The following is a 25,457-nucleotide window of genomic DNA, read 5'->3' on the forward strand; positions in this document are numbered from 1 at the left end:
CAAACAGTCGCTCAGTCACGGTGGCTTGGAGGGGCTGCTCCTGACAATGAAATGCTTTCAGAAGATGGATGATCGACGAAATCTTGCCGTGAAGTGCGAAAAAAAGCTCAATATATAGTGAGAAGGTGACGGGCCAAAAGCGAGAGCTTCGATACGTCATTTCTTGCCGAGGCGCAGGCAGGTCCAGCAAGATTACCCTCGCAGCTTGGTTCGCTTACGCGGCGCTGCTTAACTCGTTTTCGCGCTGGATATCAGAGCCTCCAGCTGGCGCTTAAAATCATACATCTTTGCGTACGAGGGGAGCTTCATAAGCAACGGTATCGGCGGCATAAGCGCCACGTTTCCCTAGCGGACGCTCATCCCCTGTCGTGGAATCGCGGGTTGTCTGTCGTTCCAGTTCGCAATTAAGCTCAGCGCCGAGCAGCAATGCGAATGCCGAGAGATAAAGCCATGTCAAAAGCACCATCGCTGCGCCGAGGGAACCATAAGTCGCATCGTAATTTCCAAAGTTTGCAACGTAAAGGCCGAATCCCAGCGTGATCACCATCCAGGAAACGGATGTGAAAATCGACCCTGGGCTTAGCCAAACCCATTTGGCGTGTGCGCGGTTGGGACCGAAGCGATAGACTGCAGCAGCAAGACCGGTTCCGGTGACGCCGACAACGAGATAGGTAAACACAGTAACCAGCGGCGCCAGATAGGCCGGTGCATAGGGCAAGAGCTTGCCCAGGCTCGCCATCGCGGCAATCGCCAAAATTGCCAATATTGCGACCAGGACGCTTCCGGCAGCTATGTTGAGCGCGGTCACGTTGATCTTGATGAAGGACCGCGTCTCCTCCTCGTCGTAAGCGATATTGAGCGCAGTTATCAGAGCGGTTGCACCCTTCATCACACCGTAGAGTGCAATCACCAGGGCAATGAGCAGGCCAAACCCCTTCTTGCCGTCCGAGGTCTTAACAACATTGGCGAGTTGCTCGCCAATGAGCCGGGCGGCGTCTTCGGGCATCATCGAAGTCAGGGAGGAGATGTTGGCGGCTACTGTTTCCGGAGAGGCTAGAAGACCATAGGTCAAAACGATCGCGCCGAGAGTGGGCACGAGGGCGAGGACGGCGCAAAATGCCACCCCCGATGCAATAAGCCCCAGATTGTCGGCGCTCGCTTCGCTCCAAGCCCGCAAGATAACTTGTTTCCAACCTTTGGCCGGAATTTCACTTGGGCGTGCAGCCCCTGCCCCAGCGCATCCGAAATCCGCTCGTCCATGCCAATGCTCCCTGTCTGCAAGCCTAACCTGCGGCTATCCCGCGCGTTCCCGCCAAAATCGATGCGGGAGGGAAACTCGAGCTTGTCGCTCATGTGCCATCCGGTTTTGTCCATGAACGCAGCAGCCTGGACGCCAGGCGCCGGTGAGAGTGATCCTTCGGACGCAGCGACATTGTTTCGACCGCGTTAACAGTGGATCGACCGGCCCCGACCCGGAGCCGTCGATCTGTAAGCACACACCGCTTTTCGTATGAATGGGCCAGGGTTGTAACATGTTCTCGTCGTTTGGCTGACAAAGCGCAGGATGAGACGACAAAGGCGCCGCCTGAGACCAGGTAGAAGCAAGGGTCGTTAAAGGGTTTCGGACGGCCGCTATCAGTCTGCTCACCGCGCAGATTAGAGTGCCTATATACTCTGCAGAGGCGGCCGCGCCGTGCAATTGTCTCGCCAAGCTTGTCAGGGAACTTTACCGGGTTCGCCGAACTGGCGGTGGGCGGCGGCAGATTTCAGCGCCCGGCGCTCAATTTTAAATCGTCGTAACTTACGCGATCACGCAACATTGGATATCAAACGAGGATCGAGCAGGGTCATGAGCTTGCCGGCCGCGACAGGCTTCCCGAAGTACCAACCTTGCATCCTGCTACATCCGGCTACTTTGGCAATTTGCGCTTGGCTTTCTGTCTCGACGCCTTCGGCAGTAACCTGAGCGTCGAAAGCATTGGCGAGCGCTACAATGGACAATATCATTTCGCAGGCCCGTTCTTCGTTGCCCAAAGGGGCAACGAAGGCCTTATCGATCTTGATACGATCCAGCTTAAGGCGCTGGAGGTAGCCGATGCTGGCGTAACCGGTCCCGAAGTCGTCCAAGGCAATCCGGATGCCTAAGCTCCGCAAGCCGCTGATAACTTTTGCAGCCTTATCAGGACGTCTCAAAAGAAGACTTTCCGTTATTTCCAGTTCGAGTCGCTCAGGCGGAAACCCTGTTTCTTGCAGGACATCGCGAACATCGTCCAGGAGATTACGGTCCCAAAACTGCACCGGTGAAATGTTAACGGCCAGTTCCAACGCCGTCTCTCGTACTGAGAGGCAGGCATGCCGAAGAACGTGCTTGCCGACCGCGTTAATCAAGCCGCTTAGCTCGGCTATCGGAATGAAAACGTCAGGTGGGACATCACCGTGCTCAGGATGACGCCAGCGCACAAGCGCTTCAACTCCCACCATAATGTTATGCGCGGCTGACACGATGGGTTGAAAATGAACATATAGTTCATCGCGCTCGATCGCGGCCCGAAGATCCGATTCCAGTTTCATCCTCAATAGATGACCTTCATCGAGTGCTGGTGCGTATGTGCGCTTACAATTTTTGCCATCGTTTTTAGCGCAATACATCGCTACGTCGGCGCGGCGGATCAGTTCATCCTGGCCCTCGGCGCCGAGCATTTCACCCCTTGCGCAACCGATGCTGATCCCAAGTGTCACCGTGTAGTGCCCGATGGCAAAGGGTAAGCGAACGGCGTCGATGATGCGTTCGCAGATGGTGTCTGCCTCGTGGGGCTTGTCGCCGCTAAGCAAGACAGCGAACTCATCGCCGCCGGCGCGTGCAACAAATGCGCCCTGGGTGCAAAGCAAGAGCCGTGCTGCTGCCTCTTTGAGCAGCAAGTCGCCTGCGGCATGGCCATAGACATCATTGGCATCCTTGAAGCCGTCCATGTCCATGAACAGCAATGTAGGGTCATCACCCAGCGCAAGCTGCGCGGAGATCCTGGATAGCAGCGCACGGCGATTGGGAAGGCCGGTCAGAGCATCGTGATCAGCGTGATGCCGTGCGCGAAGTTCGCTTTGTCGGACAGCTTCAACTGCTCGAAGCCCGTTCTGGAGAATGAGCAATGCCGCCAGAACCGAACAAATTGCAAGGCCGATGATGATCGGGGCGACCCGCCTCAAAAGGTCGGTTCCAGGCCGCCTCGGAGTCCATTGCAGCCAGCCTAACACGCTCCCGTCGGTGTCCGTCAGCGCGAGTGACCGCATGGCGGCATTGGGATGGCCAAGCGTTAAACGAAAGTCTGAAAGTCTGAGGTTTTCGTTAAGGTGTGCAAGCTTGCCATTGTCGACGGTGTCAGCCAAGATCAGGATGTGGGAAGGAAGATTAGCAGGAATAGTCACTTTTGACGTGAGTGGGACAACCGCCGCGACTGCATAATTTATCAATTTGCCGTTGACCCGGCTGAAGCCTGCTTCGATTGGACTTCCGGTTCGGGGCATATTGCGCACGCGTTTGGCGGACCGTAGCAATTCGGGGTCGGAGACAATTTTGGCTTCCGAAACTTCTGCTGGATTTCTCGCGAAGTCAAATATTGCACGATTTCGCGCGTCAAGAACTAAAATCTGCTCGTATCCCTGTTGGCGTCCCAAGTAAGCAACGACATTGTCATCGACCCAATCAGCATCGAGATTTTTGCTGATATGGCGGACTGCGTCATCCCACTTCGCATAGTCTTGCAGGTCATGACGGATGTTGTATTTCAGGGACTGAACGGCATTTTGGAGAGCTTGCGTTTCTTGCGCAGCTTGAAGGTCATCCTGAGCCCTGGTGGTGACGGCAAGGACAACAAGAACAGCGCCGAAGCATGCCAACAGCAGAACAACCACCGGCCAGAAATGCCTGGCGTTGACGGTCCTGCACAAGAGTCGGATAGCGGGAAAGAGCGATAGCGACATATCTCGGCGTTATGCGACATATCAATTAAATTTTGGTTTTAACTGCAGCTTGATCCAGCCATAAACAATTGTGTCCGATATGTTCAAAAGTAGCCAAATAAGGTGAACGGATTGTCCATCACTAGCCCCCCTTCGGGCTATCAGTAGAACAGATATCGAAAAAGGTAGATTTGCTGAGAAGGTGGGCCAGCCGAACGTACAAAGCGGGTGAGAGCTCATAAGCTAATTTTTTCACCGATTGGGCATTGAGGTTAGGCGGTGGTTTGCGGCCTCAATGCCGCCGATGACCTCTGCGCCTCGCCATTTCCTCGCTCCACGATCGCGATGAGGGTGTCTAAGTCCGGCCGGGTCTGTGCATTTTGGTCAAGGCTCAAAGGCGCCCGGACCAAGTCGGATAAGACCTTTGCCAATTTTTTGCACGGAACCAAGGCAGGACATTGGCCGTTTCGGATCCAGCAAAAGCATGCAGGGAAAAGCGTTGTCGCGATGAATGGGATTACCGCAGCCGATCGAGAAGCCGCAAAGGAACTACGCGTGACCCTTGCGGATACTAGCGGGTTTTGGCACCGTATCGATGACGATGGACCGCTTTGTCAGGCTTTAGCGCGGCATCGCATCGAGGCCGAGCAGCGTCTCTCCGCAAAGCTGGCCCAGTTTCTGATAGCGCCTACATCACCGACGCCTCCCGGAATTCGGCATGACAGAATGTCGATATTAACCCAAATTCATAAAGGTCAGGAAAAGCCTCTCGAAGCCTGAAATAACGTTGAGCGTCAGGCCGTCGACATAGCCAAGCAGCTAAAATGCTTCGCTGCGGGTTAGCGGCGCTCATTTGTACGCAGGGAGCGTATCGGCAGGTGCCGCCAGTAGGATCCGGCCACTTAATCCACTAACTCGATATTCATCGAGAACACCAAGCCATCTGCCCGAAAATCGAACTGCGCCTGATCGCCTTCGCCTCGTAGGGCTCGCTGGATCATTCGTGACCCAAAACCCTTTTCTTTAGGCGAAAAAACACGAGGGCCGCCCGCTTCTGACCATTCAAGCCGCAAAACCGTTTTTGCTTCGTTTTCAGTGATGTGCCATCTGATCGTAACGATGCCACTTTCGTTCGACCATGCTCCGTACTTAACAGCATTCGTTGCAAGCTCGTGAAGTATCATCGCCAACGTGAGCGCTTTTGCCGAAGGGACAGCGGCGGCCGGCCCAACAATTTCCACACGTTCACGATCCCTATCGAGGAAAGGACCGAGAGCCCGCGCGACGATATGGGCGACGCCGACTGCTTCGCAGTCCTTTTCAGTCAGGAGATCGTGGGCGGTCGAGAGCGCCAGCAGACGGGAAATGAACGCGCTCAGCTCTTCCTTCGGTGCTTGGCGAAATGTCTGAGAGGCGATAGCCTGGATCGTTGCAAGCGTATTCTTCACGCGGTGCTTCAGTTCATGGAGAAGCAATTCCTTAGCGCCTTCCGCCCGGCGTCGCTGCTCCACCTCTGCCTGCGCCGCTTTGTGCAGTCGCGCGTTATCCACGGCAACGGCAGTCTGAGACGCGATGGCCGAAATCAAAGCCTCGGTATCTTGAGAAAATTTCCCTGGCTCGTCATGGGCGAAAAACAGTCCGCCCAGCACATCGCCTGACGTCGATTTAACAGGCACAGCAAGATAGCTGACCACCGGAAGATGGCCCTGCGGCATGCCGCGGTGAGGCGAGTTACGGCCATAACGGGTATCGGACCGGATATCGTCCGAGCGTACTACGCCTTCTCCAGCAAAGGTCGGTGCGAAGACGGCTGTATTGCGCGGCATGCCAAAGCTCTCGAAAGCATCGCGTGGTGCTCCGGAGAGCGTGAAGAGCTGGTAGGACTCGCCGTCCGGGGCAGTGACGTTGTAGAAGAAAGCGCCAAACCTGGCGCCGGTCAATTCGGTGGCGATGTCAGTGACCGACTGGACGATCCTGTCAAGATCAAGATCGAGCGAGATGACGGCCGCGACCTGGTTCAGCGTTTCGAGCACTGCGGTCTGGCGGGCGAGCAGGTCGTCCTTGTTTTTGCGCTCGGTGATGTCACGGGCGATCTTCGATGCGCCTACAATGACGCCGTCGGCCCGGCGTATGGGTGAAACGGTAAGCGATACAGGAATACACTCGCCGTCCTTGCGCAGGCGCACGGTCTCGAAGTGCTGAAGCCGCTCGCCGTTCTTCAGGCGGCGAATGATTTCGTCTTCCTCGCTGTGGCGTTCGGGCGGAATGAGACTCAGGATCGACTTGCCAATAATTTCGCCAGCCGCATAACCAAAGATTCGCTCCGCGCCCGCGTTCCAACTGGTGATCGTTCCGTCGAGCGTCTTGCTGATGATAGCGTCGTCTGAAGATTCGACAATCGCGGCGAGGCGGTGAGCAGTGATATCGCTATTCTCGCCGTCAATAACGTCAAACAAGACGTTCACGCCTCCGACCACCGCACCCGTGCCGTCGAGGAGAGGCATTGCATGAGCGGTAAAGCTGAACCGGCTGCCGTCTCGGCGCTCGCCAATTGCCTTGATCCCGGTGTAGGGCTTGCCGTTCCTTACCGCGATCGCAACGGCACTTTGCTCGTGGGGAATGCAGCGTCCCTCAGGCGTGTAGAGGTGCAGCGACCCGCACCACCTGACCTTGTCCGCCGCGGCAGCTGGGCCCCAGAGCGTTGCGGCCGCGCGATTGCAGGCGGTGATCAGGCCCTCGCACGAAACGGTATAAACAGGAAGTGGAAGGTGTTCGATGATTTGTCCCAGGATCGCTGGATCACCTGCAAGCTGTGGAAAGCCGGCGACAAGCTGCCCCATCGCTCCGCCGTTGCCGTCTTCTGGCGGCATGTTCGCCCCTGATATGCCCTTCTCGTTTTTCATAGCTGAAAGCTAGGCGACTTCTAGAGGCAGGTCACGTTGCAAAATTGCTAGAAAGACAGTGCCAACGACGGCGGCTCTGGTTTAATCGATGGGTTTCGCGATCAATCGACCAAGGGCCTCGAGTATCCTCTCGATACGATACGGTTTGTCGATGACAATGTCGAAGAGATCACTTCGTTCGCGCGCGATCGAACCTTGGGCTCCGCTGACTAGCACGATCGGTATGTCGCGCAAACCGTCGTCAGCGCGCAGGGCTTCCGCGAGCTCGAGGCCAGTCATCAGCGGCATCATGAAGTCCGTTATGAGCAGATCCGGCCGTTCTTCCTGGATCAGCCTGAGTGCTCCGGCACCGTGGGGCGCATCGCGAACTCTGTGGCCCGCCTCTTCAAGACTAACCACCAGCATATCCGCGATCAGGAACTCGTCTTCAGCCACGACTATGTTCATGAGGCGCCCTTTAGGAGATCACGCTTCATGAGCTTCAGGCACCAAGAGGCCGGGCGAGGCCTGTCGATATACCGACAGCTTCTTCAAACGGGCCCGAAATGGCGAGCCCGTGACCGTCTATGATGACTTCCTGGGGCGCTGCGGCGTAGGATTGGTCCCTGACCTTGAGAACGGACAGCAGGCGTTTGTAGTGCGCACCGATCTCTACCTGACGCATCAGGATAAGATTATCGAGGGCGCCTGATATTTCAGGACCTGGGGCTGAAACCTGCGAGGAGAAGAGGTCCCGAAGTTCCCAGGTGGCAACCGTCGTGACCCCGCGTGCACGAAGTTCGTTCGTCAGCGCGGCAAAAAACTCAACCATGCGCGAGCCGTGGACCGCGGCGCGCTCGAATCCTCCCAACGAGTCGATAAAGAGCCGTTTGACACCTCGTGCGGCTACAGCGTCCAGCAGGCGGTATGCCAGCTTGTCGATAAGATTTTCCGTCAGAGGGTGCCACAAAATTTCGAGCTCTCCCTTATCGACAGCTCGCCGCAAATCGAGGCCAAGCGCCGAGGCCTTCGAAAGAAGACGGTCCGGCGATTCATAAAAGCCAAAGTGAAGACCGGGTTCCTTGTGGGAGCCGGCTGCCAGAAAGTTTATCCCGAATGACGTCTTGCCGCTGCCCGACGGCCCGACTACCAAAGTCGTGGATCCCCTTGGAAGGCCTCCGCCTGTGAGCACATCGAGACCTTCGATCCCCGAGGTCAGCGGTGTCAGATCGGGCTGGTCGCTCACGGAGGGAAGGCGAAGCGCTGCTTCTATGCGGGGAAAGACGCTGATACCCGGCTCGGCGATCTCATATTGATGAAAACCGCCAAGCGAGGCGCTTCCGCGGGATTTTCGCACGCGCAGGCGCCTGACCGTCCTGAGACCTACGAGCTCCTCATGCATTTCGATTACGCCGTCCACCATGGTATGTTCGGGGCTGTCGTCATGCGTGCGGGCGCTGGTTAGGAACATCACCGTGCATCCGACGAACGCCGCCTGGCTTTGCACTTCGGCAACGAAAGTCTTGACGTCGAGATCGGTCTCGGCGCGGTCTCTTGCGTTGAGGAGTCCATCAAATACGATCAGCGAGGCGCCCTGTCTTTTGGTCTCTTTTCGCAAGAGATCGACCACGGCGCCGAGGCCTTCCTTGTTGAGCGTTTGGAACACGCTGACGTAGGAAATACGGCTGCCCAGCTGAGCCTTGTCAAAAAACGAGAGGGTTGAAAGCGACTGAAACAGCCGATCGTGTGTCTCGGCCAAAAGCGTGACGTACAGAACCTTCCTGCCCGACGAGGCGGTCGCAAACGCCACCTGATTGCCCAGGATCGTCTTGCCGGCACCTGGCTGCCCTTGCACAATATACGACGCGCCCTCGACAAAGCCGCCGCCGAGGATGGGATCGAGGCCTGGCACCCCCGTCGATAGCCGAGGCAGCTGCTGCGTCACTGAAAATTCCTTCGAAAGAGCTGAACGACTTGAAGATATGAATCGCCGGCCTCTTAGCAGGGTCGCTGGCCGGCGTCTTCCCTTCGCGGCGGCTCCCATGCCGGTCAAATGCGTTCAGCCTCCCACGCTGCCCCCACTTCATATTGCCTCGAGTATCAAATGACGCGGCAGGCATGTACCAGATTATCTGGAAACGGAGTTAAAATCTCGAGCGCTCGAGACTTTGCTCGATCCTCAGGCGGACCGGTCAAGCAACAGAGGACCGCCGATTGTGTGGTGGGAGGATACGCAAGAGCGACGGAGGTGTGGCTTTGTTGCTTCTGGATTTCTATGGGGCCGATGGGTCCTTGGGCCTCGTCGGCTTCGTTTCGGCATGCCCTGCAGGCGAATGGGCCGCGCTGGCAAAAACACTCAAACCCTATGAGGCGGGCCAGGGTTCACCGGCCGCGCACCAAGCGGCTCGGGCTGATGGCAGGCCAACCAGAGCGGCGACTACGTGGCGCTAGCGGACGGACTTGGAGTTGAGGCCGTTTATGATCAGGTCACGGCTGGCCGTTTTCGGAATGGCGCGCGATTTCTGGGATGGCAGCCGGACAAGGACGCGATGCTGTGTCCTGCCGACAAACTGTCCGGAAGGTGAGCTGGCAGAATTCATTGAGCCGAGCGATATCATCCTTCGCGCTCCGCTGATGCGGGGAACCAAGCCGGCGATTCGATTGTTTCAGGAACGAACAGCGAACAAGGAGCAGGCGCATGTCCGAGGAAATGCACAATCCCAAGCTTGAGGATCATCCGGGATCGAACACCGAAAAAGATCCGTCCAACTGGGTCTCGGGCGATGATCCGATGACCGGCGCACAGGCGTCCTATCTCACGACGCTTTGCGAGGAAGCAGGCGAGGACTTGCCGCCCGAAAGCCTCAGTAAAGCTGAAGCCTCGCAGCGGATCGACGCGCTGAAGGCGGCGCTGGGTCGGGACTGAGCTGCGTGGAGCGGGTAAGCGGCGGATGTCTGTGCGGAGCCGTAAGGATCATGGCTCATGGCCAGCCCTATCGTGTGGGCGTCTGCCATTGCCTTGATTGCCGTAAGCATCACGGAGCCCTGTTCTTCGCGGCTGCCATCTTCCCTAGCAGCGCCGTCACCATAGAGGGTGCAACAAGCGAATATGCAGGCAGACACTTCTGCCCATGCTGCGGATCATCGGTTTTCGCGCGCCACGAGGATGAGGTTGAAGTACATCTGGGTTCGCTCGATGCGCCGGACCAGTTCATCCCGACATATGAGAACTGGATGGTCCGGCGGGAGCAATGGCTGCCGGCGTTTCCGCTCGTCAAACATTATGAGAAAGATCGAGAAAGTGATCTGCGATCTGAAACCTAGTGGTCGACATCGCACGCTTGGTACCCGACCAAAAAGCCGCAGAAACCGCCCCTTGCGGTCATTCGCGGACGTTCATAGGGTCCGGTTATGGCTACTTCGCTCTGGGACTACGCTGCTTTCTTGAATAGCCTCCTCGGTGTGATTGACGATGCGGAAATGTCAGCCTTCGACAAAGACGGTATTGCTCGATTGCGCGAAGCGTATAAGTTTTTAGCTCTGACCTTCGTATTCGGCGACAATCCGAAGATGAAGCACAGGTGCGAGAAGCCTTCGTGCGGTCTGGGGTTGTCGAAGAAAATACGGTGTGCGGACGGAACGACCACTTCCCAAAAAATCCCGGTTATAGGCGGCGCGCAGCCGACCTACCGAACTGGAATGGCCAATTCGCACGATTTTAATCCGAAGGCTGCTTGACCGGACCCGCCCCAGCAAATCGCTACTTCTGCAGCAAGTCTGGATCGAGTACTTGCTCGCCTATTACAGCCAATGACAATGCAGGATAGGGAGGGGCGCTAGCGGCGCCCCTCCCGAAATTAACAATTCAATGGATACTTTGCCGTCAACGGCATTTTACCCCGCCGCGATCGATCTCACGGCCAACCAGGGCGCCTCCGGCACCACCCGCCAGCGCGCCTAGGGTATTGCCGCCGACCAATTTGGCAAGAACCGCTCCGCCCAGCGCACCGACCACCAAGCCCGTCGTGCCGTCCGATCGGCGGCAATAAGCGCGTCCGTCCTTCCCGCGGTAGATGCGATCATTGCGGCCAAGACGCCGCTCCTTGTAATTGCCCTGATGGTAGCTTGCTGCCGGATTCCAATTTTTGTCCCGGTCGCCGCGCCACTGCCGATTGTCAGGTCGTTGCGTGTGGCTGGACCCGGTTCGGCCATGGTCGCCGCCACGGTAGGGCTGCGCCTCTACCGGCATCGCGGCCACCGAAACGCTCACAGCGATAATTCCCAGAGCGCTTGCAAGGTGCTTCATTTCCATTCCTTCTCGATAATCTGGACACTAAGTCGCGGCCCGCACGGTGAAATTTGCATCAGCCAGCAATGTTTCGGCGAGGAAGGCAGGCCGTGCCAGACATACGAAGAGCGGATTTGGTGAGGCGAAAAAGGAAGCACAAAAAATCAACAGTTTATAAACTGTAGCGCCCGCCGGAACGTGCCAATCTGTGAACCCGTTTGCGCGTTGGCTCGCCCGGCATCATCCTTGCGTGCGAGAACGCCGAAAAAGACCCTGCCCGAGGTGAGGCACAAGCCGCCGTGCCCGGCCGCTTGCTGCCCCAGGGCTGCGGGAACCTTCTGCTCACCGGGCGTTTAAACTTAAGGCCCATCAGGAGGCGTCGGCATGCTTGACCTAACCTTCACGTCAGCTGTGCGAAATTGGGTGCCGCGCCGACAAGCCGTCGAGTTCATCGGGCAGTGGGAAGCAAAAACTTACCGATTTTACGTGACTTTTGATGCGCTGCGATCGCTTGGCGAAATCGGTGTATCGATCGAAGACAGCGCTGAGCATATATTCGACGAAAATAAGGGTATTATCCTTCCAGCTGCGCACAGGATCTGGCTTGCGGGCGATCGGGGGCAAAGCGAGTTCGTTATCAACGTCTCAGTCCTGCAATCGCTTCGCGAGGATCATCCCGGATTGTTCGAGCAAAGCGGTGGTAATCCGGAAATTGGCCAAAACTGAGCGATGAGGGCTCTGGACCGCCCGGAGATAAGTTCAGTCGTGCCAGACGGGAAAAAGTGCCATTATCAATCTTTTCCTGCGACTTGCCGTGTCAAACTAAAGCATATTAAATTGCAGAAATTCGCGATGCTTCGCAAGCCGGCGCAGGGTGCCCCGGTACGAACGCCGCGCCCAGCTTATGCAGAAGAAGCGGCCGGAAGCCCCGGATGAAACTTCGGCACCAAGTGTCAGCGGCGCAGCGAAAGAAAAATTGAACACCCGCTAAAAAAATTGTCGACAAGCAGCGGAGACCTTTCCGTGTGCTTCCCTTGGCTGGACGGACAACCATAGGGCCAAGGGACTGCGCAGCGTACTGCTGCGCTCCTATTTGTAACCGCAATAGCGAGCAGGGCGCGTGTCATGGAAATCTCTGTGAATAAATTCCTCTTGGAAAATGAAGATTCGTGGCGACCGAAAGTAGCCATGGCAAGGGACCACTCAACAAAGACAGGCATTTCGAAGCCATTTTGCAGATATCTAAATCAACGCTTTTTTGAGAAACCAGCTGCCCAAAATAACGCGTACGGGCTGATGAGGTTGAAAGTAAAGATCAGGTTTAACCATAGTGGGTTAGAGTTTTTTTGGTTACCCTGCCGTTTTGTTATGACGTGGTGCCCCAATGAATCTATGAAGTTGTACGATCAATGGGGAACGACCATGCTGGACTATCGTTATTAAATTAAACCCCTCATAGGATCCGTGCCGGCATGTTTCACGCGCAAAACGCCTTCTCCAGACATGCGGCTTCGTTCACGGACAACAAGAGGTACAAAAGCCCATCTTTCACGGATACATTCAAGGTTGCGCTCATCGGGACGTTCGCTCCGCGAAAATGTGGCATAGCGACGTTTACCGAGGACTTGAAAACGCATGTCGCTGCGCATTACCCGAACATTTCCTTTGATGTCTTTGCGCTCGACCACCGTAACGCACTGGCGCTTTACGATCCGGACATTCGCGTCATACCTGCGGGTGAACGGGACGCTTACTGCGCGGCGGCAGAACTTATCAACCTATCGAAACCAGACGCGGTCTGGCTTCAGCACGAATATGGCATCTTTGGAGGACCGGACGGCGAGCTGATATGCGAACTGGTCGACCGCCTCGAGGTGCCTCTCGTTGTTACTTTCCATACGATTCTGTCGTCGCCCTCGCCCAATCAGCGGGCGGTGCTTCAGCGCATTCTGCAGCGGGCCGAGCAGATTATGGTGATGTCCCAGGACGGCCGCGACCTTCTCGTAAAACTGTACGACGCCGACCCTGAACGTATATCTGTCATTGCCCATGGAGCCCCTGATCGCCCGTTCGGTCGGGAAGAGACGTTCAAGGCGAAGCTCGGACTGACAGGCCGGCCTGTCCTTATGACATTCGGGCTTTTAGGGCCGGGCAAGGGGCTGGAACATGCAATCGAAGCGCTCCCTGCGATTGCTGCACGGCATCCGGGGGTCGTTTATCGGATCGTGGGCGCGACCCACCCCAATCTTGTGCAGGAGCAGGGAGAGGCTTACCGCGAACGGCTACAAGCGCGCATCGGGGAGCTGGGCGTAACAGCCAATGTATCTTGGGATGACAGATTCCTCGAGACGGAGGAGCTACTCGACCAGATAGAAGCCTGCGACATCTATCTGACGCCTTATCCCAATCTGCAGCAATCGACTTCCGGGACGCTTAGCTACGCAGTCGCACTCGGCAAGGCTGTTGTTTCGACGCCGTACATCCATGCGCGCGAACTTCTTGCCGGCGGAGTAGGCGAACTGGTGCCCGTCGGAGAGCCGGCGGCTATTGCCGAGGCGATCGATGCCATTCTCACTTTTCCCGAGGCGATGGCTCAGCTAAAGCGTAGCGCCTACACCAAGGGGCGTTCCACCATCTGGCCCCGCTTCGCCCAGCATTGCGCGGGTCTAATCGGCCGGGCCGTGAGAGAGAAGCGTGCCTTGCGTATCCGCGGCGAAAGTCAGGAAACTTGTGACAATCACCGGGAACGATTTGGCGAAGCTGGCACGGCGCTCATTGGCATGCCTTCTATAGGGAACCAACCAGCTGCGAAGCGGCGCGGGGGGCAGCTAGCCCCCCGCAATAAGGCTTTTAACGTTCCATCGAGTGCTTGATGTCGCGCATCTCGTCATGCCCTGCTTTGACGGAGACGAAGCAGGTTTCAATAAGCTGACGCACTGGGGGGGAAAGCTCGCGGTCGGCCAGGGCATCCTCGAACTTGGCCTTGATGTGATCTTCGCCTGCTTCGACCTCATTGATGATAGCTTTGTCATCACGTCCGGTTACGGCAGATTTGAGATTCAAGAACATGCGGTGGGCCCCTGCCAAAACGGTGCCATCGTCTTCGGCCTTGCCACCCAGTTTGTTGACTTCCTGCTGTAAGCGCGAGGCGATTTCGCGGCGTTCACCAGCTCGGCTAGTGAAAAGCGACGTGAAACGTGCATTTTCACTATCTTTGACAGCCTCTGTATAGCCGTCAACGCTGTCGATCGTCGTTGCAATCAGGCTATTCAGTGTCGAAATATCGTGACTATTGTCGGACATAGTAGTTCCTATCGGATATGAAACCCGTAAACTCGCACGAGCAGAGACGGGACGACAGCTAAACGACCAGAAGACTGATTTGCTTCAGGAGAAAATAATATATTTACTGGAACTCATAAGTGTAGTGCATGTCACCTGCCGTTCCGCAGCCTGAAATGATCAGTCCTGATCTTAGTTTTCCGCCGGCAGCGTTTGCGGCAAGTCTTTCCAAAGTCCCGCGTTTTGATTTCGGCACGCGAAAAACTGCCTCTATGCCAGGAGTGCTGCGCGCGCGTCAGGGCTCAAGCACTATGCGGACCGGGACCCCTTTGGCAGCCGGCGTTTTCGAGTGCTCGTCGTGATACCAGAGCGGAATGAGCGGATTCATCTCTGGATAATAGGCAGCGATGCAGCCGCGAGGCAGTAGAAACGGAGTGATGGTAAGCCCGTCGACCTGACGATGCACGCCGTCACCGGCGTCACTCGCAAGTGAAACGACTTGACCATTGGTGAGGCCCGAGGCCGCGATGTCCTCGGGGTTCATGAGTACGACGTCGCGGGTGCCTTCAATGCCTCGCAGCCGGTCTGAATAGCCGTAGATCGTCGTGTTGAACTGATCGTTCGAGCGCAAGGTAACGAGCCGGTAACGACCGACAGCCGGCGTGAACCCGATTGATGTCATTGACTTGGGAACAGAAAATTCCGCCTTGCCGCTTTCTGTTTTCCAGACCCGCTCGCGTGCGGAATTACCGCGGTAAAAGCCGCCGGGAGTGAAGACGCGGGCGTTGAAATCGTGAAACTGCTCGGGGTAGGTTTCCTCGATATTGTCACGAATCGTGGCATAGCTCGCCGTCCATTCATCCCACGTGACCTTGGGATTAGGGGGCAGGGTTGCTTTTGCGATGCCTGCCACAATCGCCACCTCGCTCATCAGATGTTCGGATGCCGGCTTGTTCTTGCCAAGCGAACCGTGGATGCAAGAGAGCGAATCCTCCATCGTCACAGCCTGCGCGCCGCTTTCCTGCTTGTCTTCCTCCGATCGGCCAAGACAGGGCAAGAGGTAGGCGATTTCACCATTGATGAGATGGCTGCGGTTGAGCTTGGTGGCGATCTGCACGGTCAGGCGCATCTTTTGCCAGGCCGCTTCCATCTTCTCGCGTTCGGGAATAGCGCGAATGAAGTTGCCGCCGAGACCGATGAACGCCTTCACTTCGCCCGATATGATTTTCTCGCAAGCCTTGACGGTATTCATGCCTTCTTCGCGCGGCGGCTCGAACCCAAACTGCTGGGCAATTTTGTCGAGCGGCACCAACTCTGGCTTTTCGGAAATACCCACCGTTCGCTGGCCCTGAACGTTGGAATGCCCGCGGACCGGTGAAATGCCGGTGCCGTCGCGGCCAATATTGCCCTTCAAGAGCCACAAGTTAGTCAGAGCCGCGAGGTTGTCAAAGCCATGGACATGCTGGGTGAGCCCCATGCCGTACATGGCGATCGAACGCTTTGCCTCGACATAGATCTGTGCAGCCTCCTCCAGATCGGCGCGGGCAAGACCGCTCTCCTGCTCGATTTCCTGCCAGCTGGTTTCTTCGACATACGCCTTCATCGCTTCAAAGCCAGTGGTATGCTGCTTAATGAAATCGACATCGAGAACGTGGAGTTTTTCCTCGTTCCACTTCTTCTCTTCTGCCGCCAGAACATGCTTGATCAGGCCAGTTATCGCCGCGATGTCCCCGCCCGCCTTTACTTGCAGATACAGCGTGGAAATCTGGGTTTTTTTGGGCGTCAACATTTCAGCGGGACTCTGCGGATTTTTGAAGACCTCCAGTCCCTTTTCGCGGATCGGGTTAAAGGTAACGATCTTGACCCCGCGTTTGACGGCCTCCTGCAAAGGGTGAAGAAGGCGCGGGCTGTTCGAACCGGTGTTCTGTCCGAAAAAAAAGATCGCATCGCAAAGTTCGAAATCTGACAAGACGCAGGTTCCCACAGGGGAGCCTATCAATTTCTTCAATGCGACCGAGGTCGTCTCGTGGCACATATTCGAGCTGTCGGGCAGATTATTGTGGCCGTATAGCCGTGCGAAGAGCGCGTAAAGATAGCTGGTTTCAAGACTCGCGCGGCCGGAGGCGTAGAACACTGCTGCGCCTGGATCTATCGTCTTCAGCTCCCGGCCAATGGCGGTAAAGGCCTCCTGCCAGTCGCAGGGCAGGTAAGTGTCGGTGGCCCGATCGTAGCGCATCGGATGGGTTAGGCGCCCGAGTTGCTCCAGATCGTAGTCTTTCCAGGTTTTCAGCTCGCTTACAGGAAGACCTGCAAGAACCTGCGGGGTGCAGCGTTTGCTGGTCAGCTCCCATAGCGTGGCCTTGGCGCCGTTTTCGCAAAATTCTAGCGGGTGGGCATTGGCCGGCTTGGTCCATGCGCAGGACACGCACATGAACCCTTTGACTTTGTTCTGGCGCCGAAGAGTATTGATGGCAGCCAGCGTTGGTTTCTCCCGCCAGGCGATCTCCGCCATCCCGCGAAGGGATCCCCAGCCACCTTCGGTCCCTTCGTAGTGGACCGTGCCTTTTTCATCCTCAGCCATTTTAAACGACCCTCCAAGCTCGAGCAGACGCAAAGTCGGCTTTGGTGGAATTCACTTATGTTCGCCCGGAAGGCTCGTGGATCGGGCATCCGTTGAAGCGCGAGCGAAATGCGGCTGAATGCTCGTAGGGCGCTTTACGCGCCCGGTTGATATTCCCAAGCGGGCGATGTGCTTCAAGACCTACCCAAACTGAAAAGCGCATCCGCTCGTCGACAGCTGAGACCAAAGTTTCATCCCAGCTGTCTTGGGGGTCGGCGCGAAGAACAGCCACCGTCTCAAACGGACTTTCGGATTCCTGCCATTCGACTGTCGGATCCTCGATAGGTTGTTTTTCGAGGTCACGGCAGAGCTGGACGCGTAGCTCCCACTGAGCTTCCAGCGTTCTCATCCCTGCGCGTACGGCCTCACGGATCGCATCAGGGCTGTGGGAGGCGTCGATTGTCGTCCCTGTCCTGGCCGTGAGGCCCGGCGAGACCGGCACTAACTTGAATTTGGCGACGTAATGGCCGTACCGAAAGGGCGTGATGCTGAAATATGTCTCCCCCAGTGGATCCGAATTCGGCGCCCCGCCGAGCGATTGCACCTTGGGGCTCGCGATGCCAATGGCTTCCAAGGCTGTGTTAACGCTGCGTAGGACGCGTGAGAGGCCTTCCTTGGTTCCCTCCAGCTTGTCAGTGGTCTTCGCCAGTAGCCTTAGATTTGCGAGGAATTTGTCGGCCGTGGGTGTCTGGAATACAGGCCCATTGACCAATACGAAATTCTGCGTTGTACCTTCGGCATCAGGCAGCCGCTCGCCCTCAACATCGAGGACCTTGATCGCCATACCGCGCGGCAGACTGATACTGTCCGGCAGCAAGTCGCCAGCGTTTGTCGAAAGCCTTATCACAACATCATGTGTGGCAGGATTTGCAAACAGGCCTTGGGCAAGTTCGCCCGGCAATCCTTCGACGACGGTCAACGTACCCTTGATAAACCCATGGGCCTTGGCATGAACCGACCGTACTGCATGACCATAGTCCTTCGCGGTAGTCTCCATGATCTCGTCGAAAGTTTCATTAATTTCGTCGATCGTTTGATCTTCGTCCGGCCGGTAGGTTTCGAGCGATGGCGAGTAGGGGATAGGAGACGCAAGAGCCATAAAGGGGACTCCACTGGGTGATCAAAACGAGGCGAGGGCCCGCGCTTTCAAGAACGCAGATATGACATGAAAACACCTCAGGCTCTCGCTTGGCTCCCATAGAACTTCCGCAGGTAAGGTGGTCGGCGCTCTCGCAGCACGCAACGTCGCAATCGCGCGCTCTGCAATTGAGATTTCAGCGACTCGTCCGACAGTTCGAGCCCCGGACTTTTTTTCGAAGCAACTTCGGGGCGCCATTTTGGAGCGGCAGGAAGTGCAGGGTCAGCGTTCGCGTGTGAGTTTGGATTTGAGAACGCACCCCATTGTGCACCGCAACCAATCCGGAATTGCAAACGTTAGCTTTGCAATCCCTTTCAGCACAGGAGTTCTGCATGTTCGCGAGCAAGGAAAAGGTGCGGTACGCCCTCGTCGGGGGCGGGCAGATATCCCAGCAGGCTTTCATGCCCGGGATCGGGCGCACGGACAATTCCAAGCTCGCCGCACTGGTAACTGGCGATCCGATAAAAGCGGAGAGTTTGGCTGGAAAATACAAGATCAAGGCCTGGTCTTATGATCAATACAACGAGCTTCTTCGCTCGGGCGAGATAGATGCGGTTTATATTGCGACGCCAAACGCGCTGCATACCGATTTTGTAACTGCCGCTCTGGAGGCTGGCATCCATGTTCTTCTGGAAAAGCCCGCTGCGGCCAGTCTTGCCGATGCCGAGAAAATCATGGCCTTGCAAAAACGGTCGGGGGCAAAGCTGATGATTGCCTACAGGCTTCATCACGAGCCTGGAACCGTGGAAATGGTGGCGCGGGCCAGAGGGGGTGAGTTCGGCGATCTTCGCGCGTTCACAGCAATTTTCACGCAAGACGTCGCGGAAGAGAACTCACGTGGGCACAATGGATATTGGGGGGGGCCGGTGCCGGATATGGGAACCTACCCGCTCAATGCGGTCCGCAACTTGTTTGGCGATGAACCCACCTCGGTATATGCAGTGGGGACAAGAACCCCGGGCCGCGGCTTTAACTTCGACGATACTGTTGCCGTGACGCTCACTTTCCCGGGCGATCGTTTGGCTCAGTTCACAGTAAGCTACGCCACTGCACCGGCCGAAAGCTTTACCCTTATCGGAACCAAGGCAACGATCGAGGCCTCGCCATGCTTCATGTTTGGCCCGACAGTCGGCATTTCCTATAAGGAAACCACGGCGCAAGGAAGCAAGACTCACGCTTTCGAACCTGTCGAGCAGTTTGGCAACGAGACGCAGTACTTTTCTGATTGCATCTTGAACGATCGTCAGCCTGAAGCTGACGCGGAGGAGGGATACATGGATATGCGGGTTCTCGACGCTGTCGAGCGCTCGCTGGAAACCGGCAGTGTCGTTATGCTTGAGCCGGTGCGTCGCAGCCGGCAAATAACGCCGGATCAGGCTCTTCAGTTGAAGCCGGCGAGAGAGCCTGGCGAAGAGGAGCTGATAAGCGTGATACCGCAATCTGCATGACCGTGACGGGCTTGCTGACAAAGGTACGATCGGTAGCCGGCATTCGCTCGGGAGCAGGCCTGCGCCGAGATGGGTATCTTCCGCTGGAAGCATACGGTGCGCTGGAAGCATACGGTGCGCTGGGCGATGGCCGTACGGTTGCGCTGTCCGGAGCTGATGGTTCGATTGATTGGTGGTGCGTTCCCAATCTGGATTCGCCGCCCCTCTTCGACAGACTGCTGGATGCCGAGGAGGGCGGCCGCTTTGTGATTACCCCCGACGAGCCGTACGAGACAGAACGGCGGTATCTTCCAGACAGCAACGTACTTGAGACGGTGTTTACGACGGCCTCGGGATCCGCGAAACTCACGGAGTCGATTAACAGCGGTACCGCAGGTCGGTTGCCGTGGGCAGAACTTGCCCGCCGGATCGAAGGAATCAATGGCACTGTGCGTTTCCAGCTGGAAATGAGGCCGGGCCGCAGGGGCCGGGCGGCGAGTCCATACCAGTCGCAGATCGGGCGCCACTCGGTGTTTCATGTTGGCGACGTTTTGGGACTTCTTCTTCATTCCGGCGGAGTGGCAGTAGATCGCAGCGACGAGGTGGTAGTAGGCTCGTTTGCCGTGCGCTCAGGCCAGCGTGAGGTCATTGCAGTGATCGCAGGCGAAGGTGAACCCTTGGTAGTGCCGCCCGTAGAAGACATTGACGAGCGAATAGATGTTTCCGATGCCGAATGGCGAGCATGGGCGGAGCGCGTCGCATATGGCGGACAAAACCGGCCAGCTTTCATCCGTAGCGTACTCGTCCTCAAGCTGCTGCTGTTTTCGCCCTCCGGGGCGATTGCGGCGGCCGCGACAAGCTCGCTGCCTGAAGGGATCGGCGGCGCGAAGAATTACGACTATCGTTACGCCTGGGTGCGCGATGCCGGCTATACGATAAAGGCTTTCCTCGCAGCCGGAGCTCAGCCGGAGGCCAAGGCGGCGTTTACCTGGTTGCTTAAACGGCTGGAAGTACACGGCCAACGCGTCTGTTATACTCTTGCGGGAGGCATAGTGCCCGATGTGAGAGAAATTGACGTCAGTGGCTATCGATGTTCGCGCCCTGTCAGGGTTGGCAACATTGCAACCGATCAAGCTCAGCACGGGGTCTATGGAGACATTTTCGAAACCGCAGCGCGGTTTGTGGAGTGCGGTAACATCCTCGATGCGTCGAGTGCGGAAACCCTTTCTCACCTCGCTGATCGCTGCGCTGATAGCTGGCGGCAAAAAGATTCCGGCATTTGGGAACTCGAAACCCTCGAGCATTACACAATGTCGAAGGTCAGCTGCTGGCAAGCCCTCACTCGAGCAGTATGCCTTGCTGACGCGGGGCAGCTACCTACTACCTGCCGGGACCGGTGGGCGCGCGAACGGGACCGGATAGCATCGTGGATAGATGAGAATTGCTGGTCTCAAAAGCGTCAGGCCTATGTCCTTCATCCTGGATCGGAACGGCTCGATGCTTCGCTTGCCCTCATGGTGCGGTTTGGGTTCGAAGGCCGTAAAAGACTGGCCAAAACAATTGACGCAATCGAGAGCGAACTTGGCCGCGGCAGTTGGCATTACCGCTACAGCGGGGCTGAAAAAGAAGAAGGATGTTTCCTGGCCTGTACCTTCTGGATCATCGAGGCACATCTTCTTCTGGGGCGGCAGGGCCGCGCGCATGAAATGCTAACCAAATTGGAATCTACATTGAACCGAGGTGTAGGCATTCTTTCCGAGATGATCGACCCTCAGGACGGATCCTATCTCGGCAATTTGCCGCAAGGCCTGTCGCATCTCGCGTATGTCATGACAATGGATGTTCTTAGCACTAGCCCACCGTCGAAGGGCGAGGCATTTCAACCAGCTTAGCACACTGCATCATGTCGCCCGATGAATGCCTTAAAAAGTGATCCGACGAGCATGAAGAAGCACATCCGCGCAGCGAAGGTCACCTGAATAGGATAAAGATATCTTGCGGCCAGCAGCTATCTGCCCCGGCGCCTTCGTGACGACGGTCGGCAAAGGCGAAGAACGCGGGTGCATTTGGGTCGTAAAATCCGGGAGCGGTAGGTGATTAGTATATCAGGCCTTGCTGCTGCCCATCACCTCGCCGAGGCGAACCGGCCGCTGCGGGGCCCAATTCTCGTTGAAGGCGATCGCGCCTTCAACGAACAGCATGACGATAGTGGAACCAAGCAGAAAGCGGCCCATCTCGTCACCCTGCTTTATAAGGATACGCGGCTCGGGATAGGTCCACTCAGACGGGTTTTGGACGCGTTTTGGGTTCACCACCCCGTGCCAGGTTGTCGCAATGCTGCCAACGATTGTTGCGCCTACCAGCACCATTACAAACGGACCGTGGTGCCTCGATTCAAAAACGCATACCACGCGCTCATTGCGCGCAAACAGGTTCGGAATGCTTCTTGCAGTGGCCGGATTGACCGAAAAAAGTGTTCCCGGCACATAGATCATTCGAGTCAACCACCCGTCACATGGCATGTGAAGACGGTGATAGTCCTTGGGCGAAAGATATAAGTTGGCGAATGCGCCATGACGAAATTTGGCTGCAAGCTCTTTGTCTCCCCCAACCAACTCCGCAGTCGTAAAGCGATGTCCCTTGGCCTGCAGGATTTGATGATCGTCGATCGCTCCGAATTGGCTGATCGCGCCGTCCACCGGACAGACGAAATCCGCGAGCGCAAGCGGACGGGCGCCGAGACGCAGTGGCCGGGTGAAAAAGTCATTGAAACTTTTATAGCTTCCGATGTCTGCATTTGCAGCTTCGGTCATGTCCACGCCGTATTTCTTTACAAACCAGCGGATCAAGCGGGTCGTGATCCGACCGGCGCTTGCGCCCGCGACGCGGCCCGCAGCACTTGTAATCGCCTGCTTAGGAAGGAGATTTTGTAGCAATAGGTTAAAGCGGTCGGACAAGGTAAGCCTCTGGGTTGCGCTCGCAGCTAATTTTTGCAGTTCCTGAGATGGATCGGCATCCCGGGATGAACAGGTGATTCTATCTGGGGCATAGGCTGAATTTACGCAGCTGACGACGGCGATCTCGCGTGACCCCTGCGAACGACCGAATGGCGAGAAGCCGTGATTGATCGAACGAGATTTTGACGGCATTCAAGTTTCACAAGTACGCAGGATCGCCGCGCTGCACCTCACAAACGTTATGACGCCCTGCGATTTCGTGTCTGAACCGACTTTGCCATCTTTCGCAGATACCTATATATTTACCGAGGGTTTGCTGTTGCCGGGTGCGATAAAAATCGACGGCCCCCTGAAGACGACGTGGCCATCTGCTCGCCGGGTAATCTCGAATCTGGTCGCGGGCCCCCGTATCAGGGCATTATGAGCATGGGTTATCACGCTTTCCAGTGAGCGGCCGGCCCAGGTCTCCTCGGCCACGACTTGGTGATCATTGAAAAACAGCAACCTGTACATCTCAAACGACCTTGATGACATTTTGGGAGCCGCGGGGGCCGCTCCGATCTTCAAAGGCAGCGGCCCCCTGACCGCTCGGCACCGCGAACGCGGAAGAAAGCCATGCTGCGAAACTTGATCCATCCAGATCCAAGATCAGCAACGACGTGGGTTCGCGATCGGTTCCTCCGTAAGCTTGTTAGAAACACGGCGCTGCGCTCCAGGTACGGAAGCTGAGGCCGAAGTCCAGCTCGCATGTACTGCAAACCATGATGCGACATTCGGACGCTGCGGAGCCGTCCCGCACTGGCGACTTTTCAAACAATCAACGCCGCGCGCAGGCCGCAGTTCTGCGTATCCCGGTGTCGCTGCAGGTGCGGTCCATCGTCGAAGCGCAGACCTCCAGCTGCGTCGCCGTCTCGCTCGATCTGCCGACTCTGCGTGACAGCCCGCCGAGCGGGTAATAAAGCCTTTTGCAGTGTTCAGTCTGGGAGGGCCGCCTTCCTTTCGGAAAGCGGCCCATTCGCTAGAGCGCGTCGGACTGCACTGGTGGAGACTACCAACGACGCGTTCCTACCGAACGCTTCGAGTGCCCCAAACAGGTTAATGGACAATGAAATTCGCCGACAGATAGGTTACAGTATGCATTCATCAGCAATATGAAAAAGGCCGAGAATCACGGGGGGCGCTCTTCTCGGCCTTTCTACGGCGGATCACACTTCGCCGTGCGCATGTCACTGCCAAAATTTCTTAATCTCGCCAAGGTGACTCGCACTGAGCAGTGGCTGGGGGGCCGCTGCACGGCGCGTGCTATTTGCCAATCGGCCGCATGGGACAAGAGAGTTCGCGGCGAGTTGCTAGGTTATGCCCATTTTATCGCTTGGCTTTGCGGCTTTCCAGGCGCCCTTCGAAATTGATTGCAAGGGCGCTGCGAACGGTGGGCTTATCGTGGCCAGCGCGCATCGAGCGGCATGCTGGCGTGCAAATCGGCGCCATCGGCGACCCCTGGAATATGTGCCTGCGCGGTCTCGCTCATGTACAGCGCTGCGGCTACGCTCAGCGCAAGCGCTAACATCAACGTTGCCGTGGCGACATCGGACATCGGACCGGTGCTTCTTTTGCTCGAGTGTACGAATTCGTCCGGGTATCCACATGACGTGGCCCTTTTCGGACTTGCCTATTGGTTACAAGACGCCGTCTTGGCCTCGATATCCCCATCCTTGCAAATTTTCATACGAAAAGCGCTTATCTTGCTTGATGGCGGCATCGTTAGCGGACGAGCCTCAATTGCTTGACGGCATGATCGTTCGCGATCCCGCTAAAGGCCTTGACCTCATCTAGTTCCGACAGATAGCCTTTAAGCCGCGCATCGCCGAGTTCGATCCCATGTTCGCGGCCCGTGAATTGGAGCTCGCGCAAACACTCCTCGGCGTCGTGCCGGTCGAGCCGCGATAGCAAGTTTGCCAGGATATGGCGGATAGCAAACTGGGCACCCTCAAACTCAAGCGCCGCCCTTTCCAGATTATCCACTCGCGAATTCATATACGTATTCATATCTATCGTATCCCGCCCGTATGAACATTACTGCACAATTTGCGACCACGACGTTTTTTTTTGAAAATTACAGGAAATATGTTCAAACAATCGTTATCATGGATCAACGGCACTGCTCTGTTACAAAGTTTTCATCGTTGCCGCGCCTACCTACCTGGGCGTTCCAGCGGACGAGACAATGCCGGGGCTCGCTAGTCTAGAAACGGGCTTGGTGGTAAGATAACCTCTGAAAAAGCTCCAACTTGCCGCGCCCGCTAGTCAAATCTTCTGCCGTCTCATCCTATCCCAGTCGGAAGCTCCTCCAGCGATAGTGGCTTGATCTCTCGCGGGAGCTACCTTGCCGAGACCCAACATTTGAAAGTCCCGCTCAAGCATATAGGTGGCTGATCCTGGCTTCGGGCATGGCCGCGTGGGCGAGAAGAGAGCGATGGCAGCAAGCTGGATCTCTCTCGAAGCACAGGAGCACGGTGGGTCTCTCCAACGCCAAAGCACGCAGCTGCGCCATCTGGGCCAGCGCTTCCGGCAGTTCCAATTGGCCTGCGTATACGGCGGCAAGTTTCTGGAAATTATGCTTCCGCGCGGCTTCGCGGCCTTCGGGAGGCGTGCCAAGGGCCTTTAAGCCGATATAGTCAATCCCTGCTTCCCGCAATCCAGCCGCCAGAACGTTCTTTGAAAATCCTGGTCGGCGGGAGAGCGGAACTGCCCTGACGTCAGCCAGCAGCGTAACGGCCGCTGATTTCAGAGCGTCAATGAGCGCTGATTGGGTTGCCCCTTCATAACCTATCGTGAAAATATGCATTGTATCGATATAGGTGAGATGTGGCGGAATAAAATAGGTGCGAACAATGTCCGGCTTATGC

At 56.7% G+C, this 25,457-nt stretch carries 21 protein-coding genes; 8 read left to right on the forward strand and 13 right to left on the reverse strand.

Annotated elements, in window-relative coordinates; genetic code table 11:
- Positions 1-277 precede the first annotated feature (277 nt).
- Together ACZ1J6_RS25935 and ACZ1J6_RS25940 are read right to left on the reverse strand one after the other, a co-directional pair.
- Positions 278-1,207 (reverse strand): YihY/virulence factor BrkB family protein, encoded by a 930-nt coding sequence (locus ACZ1J6_RS25935; protein ID WP_465128865.1) that lies wholly within the window; start codon positions 1,205-1,207, stop codon positions 278-280.
- A 602-nt stretch (positions 1,208-1,809) separates the two neighbouring features.
- Positions 1,810-3,945 carry a bifunctional diguanylate cyclase/phosphodiesterase gene (locus ACZ1J6_RS25940; RefSeq protein ID WP_465128560.1) on the reverse strand — a complete coding sequence of 712 codons (2,136 nt, stop codon included), beginning with the start codon at positions 3,943-3,945 and terminating at the stop codon, positions 1,810-1,812.
- Positions 3,946-4,308: 363 nt separating this feature from the next.
- On the opposite strand from ACZ1J6_RS25940, the gene ACZ1J6_RS25945 reads away from it, so the two are divergent.
- Positions 4,309-4,737: a hypothetical protein gene (locus tag ACZ1J6_RS25945; RefSeq protein WP_465128561.1), complete on the forward strand. Its 429-nt coding sequence runs from the start codon at positions 4,309-4,311 to the stop codon at positions 4,735-4,737.
- 122 nt (positions 4,738-4,859) lie between these two features.
- On the opposite strand, the gene ACZ1J6_RS25950 is transcribed toward ACZ1J6_RS25945, so the two are convergent.
- The 3 genes from ACZ1J6_RS25950 to ACZ1J6_RS25960 form a co-directional block, all read right to left on the reverse strand.
- Entirely contained in the window at positions 4,860-6,860 is a 2,001-nt protein-coding gene (locus ACZ1J6_RS25950; protein ID WP_465128562.1) for a PAS domain-containing sensor histidine kinase, read from the reverse strand.
- A gap of 81 nt (positions 6,861-6,941) precedes the next feature.
- Complete coding sequence (locus tag ACZ1J6_RS25955) at positions 6,942-7,295, reverse strand: response regulator (RefSeq protein WP_465128563.1); 354 nt, start codon at positions 7,293-7,295, stop codon at positions 6,942-6,944.
- Positions 7,296-7,341: 46 nt separating this feature from the next.
- Positions 7,342-8,784, reverse strand: a complete 1,443-nt coding sequence (locus ACZ1J6_RS25960; protein ID WP_465128564.1) for a DUF7125 family protein — start codon at positions 8,782-8,784, stop codon at positions 7,342-7,344.
- A 753-nt stretch (positions 8,785-9,537) separates the two neighbouring features.
- Here ACZ1J6_RS25960 and ACZ1J6_RS25965 point away from each other — a divergent pair.
- The 3 genes from ACZ1J6_RS25965 (at position 9,538) to ACZ1J6_RS25975 (ending at position 10,577) form a co-directional block, all read left to right on the forward strand.
- A complete protein-coding gene (locus ACZ1J6_RS25965; protein WP_132270380.1) occupies positions 9,538-9,765 on the forward strand; it encodes a DUF3072 domain-containing protein in 228 nt (75 codons plus the stop codon).
- 5 nt (positions 9,766-9,770) lie between these two features.
- On the forward strand, positions 9,771-10,163 hold the full coding sequence (locus tag ACZ1J6_RS25970) for a GFA family protein (RefSeq protein WP_132270382.1): 393 nt from the start codon (positions 9,771-9,773) through the stop codon (positions 10,161-10,163).
- Between the two features lie 87 nt (positions 10,164-10,250).
- Positions 10,251-10,577, forward strand: a complete 327-nt coding sequence (locus tag ACZ1J6_RS25975; protein ID WP_465128565.1) for a hypothetical protein — start codon at positions 10,251-10,253, stop codon at positions 10,575-10,577.
- A gap of 145 nt (positions 10,578-10,722) precedes the next feature.
- On the opposite strand, the gene ACZ1J6_RS25980 is transcribed toward ACZ1J6_RS25975, so the two are convergent.
- A complete protein-coding gene (locus ACZ1J6_RS25980; protein WP_465128566.1) occupies positions 10,723-11,145 on the reverse strand; it encodes a hypothetical protein in 423 nt (140 codons plus the stop codon).
- Between the two features lie 366 nt (positions 11,146-11,511).
- Between ACZ1J6_RS25980 and ACZ1J6_RS25985 the strand changes: the two genes are divergently transcribed.
- Positions 11,512-11,853, forward strand: coding sequence for a DUF1488 family protein (locus ACZ1J6_RS25985; RefSeq protein WP_132270385.1), 342 nt, complete (start codon positions 11,512-11,514; stop codon positions 11,851-11,853).
- A 746-nt stretch (positions 11,854-12,599) separates the two neighbouring features.
- Positions 12,600-14,000, forward strand: coding sequence for a glycosyltransferase family 4 protein (locus ACZ1J6_RS25990; protein WP_465128567.1), 1,401 nt, complete (start codon positions 12,600-12,602; stop codon positions 13,998-14,000).
- Here ACZ1J6_RS25990 and ACZ1J6_RS25995 read toward each other — a convergent pair.
- From ACZ1J6_RS25995 to ACZ1J6_RS26005, 3 genes are all read right to left on the reverse strand, one after another.
- Entirely contained in the window at positions 13,978-14,430 is a 453-nt protein-coding gene (locus tag ACZ1J6_RS25995; RefSeq protein ID WP_465128568.1) for a PA2169 family four-helix-bundle protein, read from the reverse strand. The genes ACZ1J6_RS25990 and ACZ1J6_RS25995 overlap by 23 nt on opposite strands.
- Before the next feature lie 274 nt (positions 14,431-14,704).
- Entirely contained in the window at positions 14,705-16,990 is a 2,286-nt protein-coding gene (locus ACZ1J6_RS26000) for an FdhF/YdeP family oxidoreductase (RefSeq protein WP_465128569.1), read from the reverse strand.
- Positions 16,991-17,045: 55 nt separating this feature from the next.
- Positions 17,046-18,128 carry a catalase family protein gene (locus ACZ1J6_RS26005; RefSeq protein WP_465128570.1) on the reverse strand — a complete coding sequence of 361 codons (1,083 nt, stop codon included), beginning with the start codon at positions 18,126-18,128 and terminating at the stop codon, positions 17,046-17,048.
- A 371-nt stretch (positions 18,129-18,499) separates the two neighbouring features.
- On the opposite strand from ACZ1J6_RS26005, the gene ACZ1J6_RS26010 reads away from it, so the two are divergent.
- Positions 18,500-19,615, forward strand: coding sequence for a Gfo/Idh/MocA family protein (locus ACZ1J6_RS26010; RefSeq protein WP_465128866.1), 1,116 nt, complete (start codon positions 18,500-18,502; stop codon positions 19,613-19,615).
- Positions 19,612-21,486, forward strand: coding sequence for a glycoside hydrolase family 15 protein (locus ACZ1J6_RS26015; RefSeq protein ID WP_465128571.1), 1,875 nt, complete (start codon positions 19,612-19,614; stop codon positions 21,484-21,486). The genes ACZ1J6_RS26010 and ACZ1J6_RS26015 overlap by 4 nt, the downstream gene beginning before the upstream one ends.
- Before the next feature lie 213 nt (positions 21,487-21,699).
- Here the strand turns inward: ACZ1J6_RS26015 and asd are convergent, their stop codons facing one another.
- From asd to ACZ1J6_RS26035, 4 genes are all read right to left on the reverse strand, one after another.
- Positions 21,700-22,551, reverse strand: coding sequence for an archaetidylserine decarboxylase (gene asd / locus ACZ1J6_RS26020; RefSeq protein WP_465128867.1), 852 nt, complete (start codon positions 22,549-22,551; stop codon positions 21,700-21,702).
- Positions 22,552-23,986: 1,435 nt separating this feature from the next.
- Entirely contained in the window at positions 23,987-24,145 is a 159-nt protein-coding gene (locus ACZ1J6_RS26025; protein ID WP_465128572.1) for a hypothetical protein, read from the reverse strand.
- A 167-nt stretch (positions 24,146-24,312) separates the two neighbouring features.
- Positions 24,313-24,573, reverse strand: a complete 261-nt coding sequence (locus ACZ1J6_RS26030) for a hypothetical protein (RefSeq protein ID WP_465128573.1) — start codon at positions 24,571-24,573, stop codon at positions 24,313-24,315.
- 391 nt (positions 24,574-24,964) lie between these two features.
- Positions 24,965-25,396, reverse strand: a complete 432-nt coding sequence (locus ACZ1J6_RS26035) for a DUF488 domain-containing protein (RefSeq protein WP_465128868.1) — start codon at positions 25,394-25,396, stop codon at positions 24,965-24,967.
- Between the last annotated feature and the right edge of the window lie 61 nt (positions 25,397-25,457).

This window comes from Novosphingobium sp. BL-S-21 (genome assembly GCF_055521655.1).

Coding starts and splice junctions, on each gene's coding strand:
- ACZ1J6_RS25950 (WP_465128562.1), bottom strand. CDS start 6,860: ATGAAAAACGAGAAGGGCATATCAGGGGCGAACATGCCGCCAGAAGAC.
- ACZ1J6_RS25965 (WP_132270380.1), top strand. CDS start 9,538: ATGTCCGAGGAAATGCACAATCCCAAGCTTGAGGATCATCCGGGATCG.
- ACZ1J6_RS25975 (WP_465128565.1), top strand. CDS start 10,251: ATGGCTACTTCGCTCTGGGACTACGCTGCTTTCTTGAATAGCCTCCTC.
- ACZ1J6_RS25980 (WP_465128566.1), bottom strand. CDS start 11,145: ATGAAGCACCTTGCAAGCGCTCTGGGAATTATCGCTGTGAGCGTTTCG.
- ACZ1J6_RS25985 (WP_132270385.1), top strand. CDS start 11,512: ATGCTTGACCTAACCTTCACGTCAGCTGTGCGAAATTGGGTGCCGCGC.
- ACZ1J6_RS25990 (WP_465128567.1), top strand. CDS start 12,600: ATGTTTCACGCGCAAAACGCCTTCTCCAGACATGCGGCTTCGTTCACG.
- ACZ1J6_RS25995 (WP_465128568.1), bottom strand. CDS start 14,430: ATGTCCGACAATAGTCACGATATTTCGACACTGAATAGCCTGATTGCA.
- ACZ1J6_RS26000 (WP_465128569.1), bottom strand. CDS start 16,990: ATGGCTGAGGATGAAAAAGGCACGGTCCACTACGAAGGGACCGAAGGT.
- ACZ1J6_RS26005 (WP_465128570.1), bottom strand. CDS start 18,128: ATGGCTCTTGCGTCTCCTATCCCCTACTCGCCATCGCTCGAAACCTAC.
- ACZ1J6_RS26010 (WP_465128866.1), top strand. CDS start 18,500: ATGTTCGCGAGCAAGGAAAAGGTGCGGTACGCCCTCGTCGGGGGCGGG.
- ACZ1J6_RS26015 (WP_465128571.1), top strand. CDS start 19,612: ATGACCGTGACGGGCTTGCTGACAAAGGTACGATCGGTAGCCGGCATT.
- ACZ1J6_RS26025 (WP_465128572.1), bottom strand. CDS start 24,145: ATGTCCGATGTCGCCACGGCAACGTTGATGTTAGCGCTTGCGCTGAGC.
- ACZ1J6_RS26035 (WP_465128868.1), bottom strand. CDS start 25,396: ATGCATATTTTCACGATAGGTTATGAAGGGGCAACCCAATCAGCGCTC.